The following is a 6160-nucleotide window of genomic DNA, read 5'->3' as shown; positions in this document are numbered from 1 at the left end:
TGGGGTGTGAGGGTAGGGGCGCGGTTTCCGCGCCCAATGTAGGGGATGACAGGTGAAAGGTTCTAGGAATTTTAAGTTTTGAATTTTGAATTACCCGTAGGGGCGCGGTTTCCGCGCCCAATTTCGTGCCTAGGGCAGGGTGGTGCGAATGGGGGGGCAGGTTGGGTTTTCTGGGGAATCCAGAATGGGGAGACCAAAACCCGTTCTGTCCACTACCGGGGAACCCTAATTCTCGGGAGAGCGGGGGGCGAGACTGGAACTGGATTTATCTTGCTTAAAAGCATCGATGGTTTCCCCTAGGGCGGTGGTCAGGGTTTGTCGGGTTTGGGCGTGGTCGGCCCGTTCTGCCTCTAGCTTTTGTTGCAAGCGATCGCACTGGCGCAGGGCTTCCGTCAGCTCTCGTCGCAGACCCTCCACCGTAGTGAGATCAGTGGCGGGCTTGGGTGTTGTTGCTGAACCGACATCTGCAATCGGTGGGGTACCCCCTTGCAACTGGCCCCGCAGCGCCGCCACCTCCGTCCGCAGCGTGGTGATGGTGATCTCCATTTGGGTCACATCAGCCCGTCGCTGCTGGGCTTCCGCGTCATAGAGTTGTCGCCAATTGGCTGCGCTGGAGTAGGCTTGGTCCCGTTCTTGACGGGATGCCGCTAATTGATGCTGGAGGGTCCGCACCTCTGCCAGCCAGCGAGTTACCTCTTGGGTCATGGATCTTCCTCTCGCTATCGATCGCTGCCGACCGCAGATCTCCAAACTAGGGTGCTACCCAGGGCTAAGGTAGCAGTGCCATCACCATATTCGGAGCGGGTAGCACAATCAAAATCAAAATCGTTAGGGCCGCTAGGCCCCAGAGATCTCGACGATCGTCCAACTCGCTAACATCGTTGAGGGCGGGTTCATCCACCGCTGGAATAAAGAACAGCAGAATTGCCCAAATCAGCAATTCAGGATGCACCACCACCAGCCCTAACATTAAAAATCGGGCTACCTGTCCGATGATAGCCCCGGTTCGTTGTCCATACATGGCATGGACAATGTGGCCGCCATCAAGTTGGCCCACGGGCATCAGGTTCAGGGCTGTTACGACCAGCCCCAAACACCCCGCCACGGCGACGGGATGAAGTGCGATCGCACTTTCTGGGGTGATTGCACTCCCCAGAGCCAGTTTACTCAGCACCATCAGGGCAATGGAGGCTTGGGGATCCAGCTCTTGGAAATTTAGCAAGCTTGCGGCCTCCGAAGTCGCCACCACCTCCGAATGGGCTAACCCCCACAGCAGCAGTGGTAGGGTCATGACCAATCCCGCCAAGGGACCAGCAATCCCTACATCGAAAAGGGCGCGACGGTTAGGGACCGGCGATCGCAATTGAATAAAGGCTCCAAAGGTGCCCAAGAAAAAGGGAATCGGGATGAAATAGGGCAAGGTGACCTTAATGTTATAGCGACGAGCCATGAGGTAATGGCCCATTTCATGCACCCCCAAAATTACCATCAGGGACAACCCGTAAGGTAAGCCCTGGAAAAACAGATTGGGATTCTCCTGGAGAGCGGTCTCTGTGACCCCAGCAATATAGGTTCCTACCCCAGTGGTGGTGAAAAGGGTCGTCAAAAGCAGGGCCAGGGCCACCCCAGGGCGGGTATCCTTCTGAACCGGGCTTGACTGGGCTGAAGGACTGGCGGCAGCTAGGGCGGGCTTGCCGCTGGGATTGGGCACCAGGGCAAAGAAGGGCTTACCATTCAATCCTTCCTGGAAAACCACCAAGAAGCGATCGCCAAAATGCGCCTCTACATTGTCTCGCACGGTGTCATAGGCCACCGTTGGCGATGATCGCAACTGGCCCCGACAGATCAGGGCTTGGGGACGGTATTCAATATTTTGCAAGTAATAGATAGACCAGGGGAAGCAGTGTTGTAACGTCGCTTCCTCCTCCTTATCAATAGGGCGCAATGTTGGCTTGTCCGTAGGACTGTCTGCCCCCTCGGCACCCTCAACAGTGGCGGTTTTACTGTCCCCCTTGCTGCTAGGGGATCGCCCCCATTGGATTAGCATCCAGTACATCGCTGGGCAGATAATAAACAGGGCAATCATTAGCCCCGGCGGAAAGGGCTGATCCATACCCTGGGTCACCCCCCAGATCACCAAGGTGAAGGCCGGGGTCATCATCACCAGCCATAGAATCCAGGTGGGGGTACGGGTAATCCCCGCAACGCTCCGCTGCACCACAAAATACGTAAAAATTCCTAAGAGCAGCAACCAAAACAGCATTAGCCCTTGTTCCCCCATGGCCAGCAATATGTCCAGCCTAGCCCGGTTGTCAGTTCCCGCCTAGCCTTCTGGGTACCGGGGTGTATTAATCTCACTACTGCAACCTCAACCCTAAGCCTTTCCTTGAACAAGTCTTTGCCTCCAGACGTGGAACCCATGAATTCAGCCTGTGAGTCTTCCCAGTCAGCCCCGTTGCCCCGACAGCCCAGGTTGGTGCTCTCTAATATTTACGGGTTTCCGCCCAATCGGTCTACCCTCGGCGCAACAGCCTACTTCATTGTAGAGAAGGATGCGGAGGGCAACCCAGCTAATCTGCTGGTGGACTGCCCACCGCAGGAGGATAGCACCACTGAGTTTATTCAAGCCCAGGGAGGGGTCCGCTGGTGGGTGCTGACCCATCGGGATGGCCATGGCACGGCGGCGACGCTGCAACGGACCCTGCAATGCCCCATCGTTGTGCAGGAACAGGAGGCTTATCTCTTGCCAGAGGTACCCCATCTGCATCCCTATCGTCAGGAGCTAGCCCTAGGGGATTCTGCTCTGGTGATTTGGACTCCGGGCTATTCGCCGGGATCCGCCTGTCTCTACTACCGGGGCCACGGTGGGGTGCTGTTTACGGGTCGCCACCTGCTGCCTACCCCTGAGGGTCAGATTTTACCCCTACGGTTTTCTAAAACCTTCCATTGGCCCCGTCAGTTACAGCAGGTCCGCCATCTCCAGGAACGGTTTACGGCGGAATCGCTGGCCTACCTATGCCCCGGAGCCAATACGGGCTTTTTGCGGGGACAGCGCCTTGTCGCCGATGCCTATTCCCGTCTGCAAGATATTGATGTGGAGGGGTTGGGATCGCACGATGTTTTTCTATAAAAAAAGATTTTATAGAGAGACTAGTACCGCAGGGCGTAAATTAGCCCACTATCGTTGCACCAGTCCAACATTTTCCGGTCCCCTCTCCCAAGGGGAGAGGGTGAGGGTGAGGGGCCGAGGTGTGCCACGATGGAACGGCCAGAGTATTTCCGCCGCAGAGTACTAGGAGAGACTCTGGCAGCGCAAATGCGATCGCAATAATTCCTTCTTTAGATAGAGATTTTTCGCTCTGACATCCCGCTTCTGACAGGTGTCACAAATCAAAAAAATCGTTTAATTTGGTTAGCATTCCTTCCAAATTATCCTAATCCATGATTGGATCGGGGTGAAATGGGATGGGTTAGACGGACCTGAATCCCTTGTCTAGCCAGGAAAACGCCAAGCCAATTCAGGCTGGGTGGCTTTATTTATTAGGGCTATCCTTGACTTCTGCCAACATAAAATTCCTTGAATAGCGTTAAGAAGTCCTAACCATAAAATTTCCATATTGCCTAGTTGCAGATTACAGAATGTTTCAACAAATTCAATCCTGGATATCTTCCTTGCAGTTGCGATCGCTGCGGTGGATGATGCTATCCGCGATCGCAGGTCTCACCGTCCTCAGCGTGAGCTGGGTGGCTTGGTCCCAGCAGTCCGTCACCATTTCCTTCCTGGTGCGGGCGGTCGAGGCGCAGCAGTTGCAACTGTTGGCGGATCAGTTCGAGGCCGAACACCCCGACATCACCATTGACATTGTTCAGGGGCCAAATGCAGCAGATGCGGTGGAAAACCTCTACACCACCTCCTTTCTGTTGGGAGACTCCCCCTACGATCTGGTCTACTCCGATGTCGTGTGGATCCCCAAGTTTGCGGCGGCAGGGTGGTTACAGGATTTGAGCGATCGGGTCAGCGATGAGGATCTGAGCGACTTCCTAGAAGCCGATGTGGCAGCGGGACGCTATCAAGATGGGCTCTATCGGATGCCCTTCCGCTCCGACATGGGAATGCTCTACTACCGCACTGACCTGTTGGAGGATATTGGTGCAGAACCCCCCGAAACCTTTGCCGACTTGATCGACGCCTCCCAGCGGATTCAGGCTGAGACCGATGTGCCATGGGGCTATGTGTGGCAGGGAGCCCAGTATGAGGGGCTGATTACTAATTTTGTAGAAATTGTGGCCGGGTTTGGGGGCTTCTGGGTCAATCCTGACACGCTGGAAGTGGGGCTCGACAGCCCCGAGGCAATCCAGGCGGTGGAATTTATGGGTCAGGTGATCGCCGATGGCGTGACTCCGGGGGGCGTCACCAATTATCTGGAGGAAGATTCCCTGCGGCTATTTGAGACTGGCAACGCCGCCTTCTTGCGCAACTGGCCCTATGTCTGGGCGGAGGCCAATAAGGAAGGGTCCCCCGTACAGGGCAAGATTGCCCTCAAGCCTATGGTCCACGGCGAGGGTCAGAGTCCCGCCGCCTGTCTGGGGGGCTGGGGCTTTGGCATGGTTGCCGATACCCCCCATCCCGATGAGGCGTGGCAGGTGGTGGAATTTTTCACCAGCCGCCAGGGGCAGCGGGATTTTGCGCTGGAATATGCCTATGTGCCCAGTCGGCGAGAGTTGTTTACCGACCCCGAAATTCTGGCGAAATTTCCCCAATACGCCCAATTGCTGGAGGTGGCGGAAACCACGGTGCCTCGTCCCCCCGTGGGCCAATACGCCCAAGCCTCCGATATCCTCCAGCGCTACCTGAGTGCGGCCATCACCAACCAGATGACCCCAGAGGCGGCAATGCGGGCGGCGGCGGGGGAGACCCGGCGGGTGCTGGGCAGTCCCGAAACTGAGACCTAGGCGATCAGGCTTGGTGAGGCGTAAGCCTTGGGGCCGCAGAGGCTAATTGCGATCGCGCCGTCCCTCTTCTTCAAGATTCCAGAGATGCTTCCGAGATTCTTCAGAGACCGTTCAGAACCATGACCCAAGACTACCTCCGACAACGGGAACGCCGCACGGGCTGGATGCTGCTTTTACCAGCGGTGCTCGTACTGCTGCTGGTCTATGCCTACCCAATTTTGCGCGCCCTTGGCCTGAGCCTGTTTACCGAAAACCTCAGCACCAATTTAGAGCCCGTCTTTTCCGGTTTAGATAACTACGGTCGCATGGTGCAAGACGGACGCTTTTGGCTCAGTCTAGGGAATACCGCCATTTTTACCGCCGCTTCCCTGGTGCTGGAACTGGTGTTGGGCCTGGGTGTAGCCCTGACCTTGGATCAGACCTTTCGGGGCCGGGGTTTGGTCAGAACCATTGCAATTTTGCCCTGGGCACTGCCCACCGCCCTGATCGCCCTGGCATGGCGCTGGATTTTCAACGGCGAGTTTGGCGTCTGGAATGACATCTTGCTGCGTCTCAATATCATCGCCAGCCCCGTCAACTGGCTGGGGGATCCCAACTGGGCCATGGTGGGCATCATCGCCGCCGACGTGTGGAAAACCACCTCTTTCGTCGCCATTCTACTGTTGGCAGGGCTGCAATCCATATCCCAAGACCTCTACGAAGCCCACGCCATGGATGGGGCCACGCCCCTGCAAAGCTTTCGGCAAATTACCCTGCCGCTGATCATGCCCCAAATCCTGATCGCCATGCTATTTCGCTTTGCCCAAGCCTTCGGCATCTTCGACCTGATTCAGGTGATGACAGGGGGTGGCCCCGGCGGCGCAACCGAGATGGTGTCCCTCTATATCTACGCCACCGTCATGCGCTACCTAGACTTTGGCTACGGCGCAGCCCTCGTTGTCGTCACCTTTTTGATCTTGGTCGCAGTCGTCGCGATCGCAACCTTCTACCTCTCCAAACTCCGCACCGCCACCGGAGTCGAAGAATAGACCATCCCACATTGGGCGTGAGCCCCGCACCCCTACAAGCGCCATCCTGCATTGGGCGCGGAAACCGCGCCCCTACCATCACCCCTAAGCCCTCCGGGCAGGCTTCGCCTTTCTTGAATGCCGTTAGGCTATACACCCCCCCACCCCATCACCCCATCACCCCCATGCCCCCTTGGAAA

5 protein-coding genes are annotated in these 6160 nt (G+C 56.7%); 3 read left to right on the top strand and 2 right to left on the bottom strand.

The genetic code is table 11. The features are described 5' to 3' along the window. Window positions 1-225: 225 nt before the first annotated feature. Window positions 226-705, bottom strand: a complete 480-nt coding sequence (locus tag LEP6406_RS0203175; RefSeq protein WP_008317826.1) for a hypothetical protein — start codon at window positions 703-705, stop codon at window positions 226-228. 64 nt (window positions 706-769) lie between these two features. Beyond that, window positions 770-2263, bottom strand: a complete 1494-nt coding sequence (locus LEP6406_RS0203170; protein ID WP_027268798.1) for a site-2 protease family protein — start codon at window positions 2261-2263, stop codon at window positions 770-772. A 156-nt stretch (window positions 2264-2419) separates the two neighbouring features. Between LEP6406_RS0203170 and LEP6406_RS0203165 the strand changes: the two genes are divergently transcribed. From LEP6406_RS0203165 to LEP6406_RS0203155, 3 genes are all read left to right on the top strand, one after another. Next, window positions 2420-3130, top strand: a complete 711-nt coding sequence (locus LEP6406_RS0203165) for an MBL fold metallo-hydrolase (protein ID WP_008317831.1) — start codon at window positions 2420-2422, stop codon at window positions 3128-3130. Window positions 3131-3639: 509 nt separating this feature from the next. After that, window positions 3640-4953, top strand: a complete 1314-nt coding sequence (locus tag LEP6406_RS0203160; RefSeq protein WP_008317833.1) for an ABC transporter substrate-binding protein — start codon at window positions 3640-3642, stop codon at window positions 4951-4953. Window positions 4954-5072: 119 nt separating this feature from the next. Beyond that, window positions 5073-5981: a carbohydrate ABC transporter permease gene (locus tag LEP6406_RS0203155; protein WP_008317835.1), complete on the top strand. Its 909-nt coding sequence runs from the start codon at window positions 5073-5075 to the stop codon at window positions 5979-5981. Window positions 5982-6160: the final 179 nt, after the last annotated feature.

Origin of the sequence: Leptolyngbya sp. PCC 6406 (assembly GCF_000332095.2) — a bacterium.
Taxonomy (GTDB): Bacteria; Cyanobacteriota; Cyanobacteriia; order Phormidesmidales; family Phormidesmidaceae; genus PCC-6406.
This window is presented reverse-complemented; position numbering and strand designations above follow the sequence as displayed.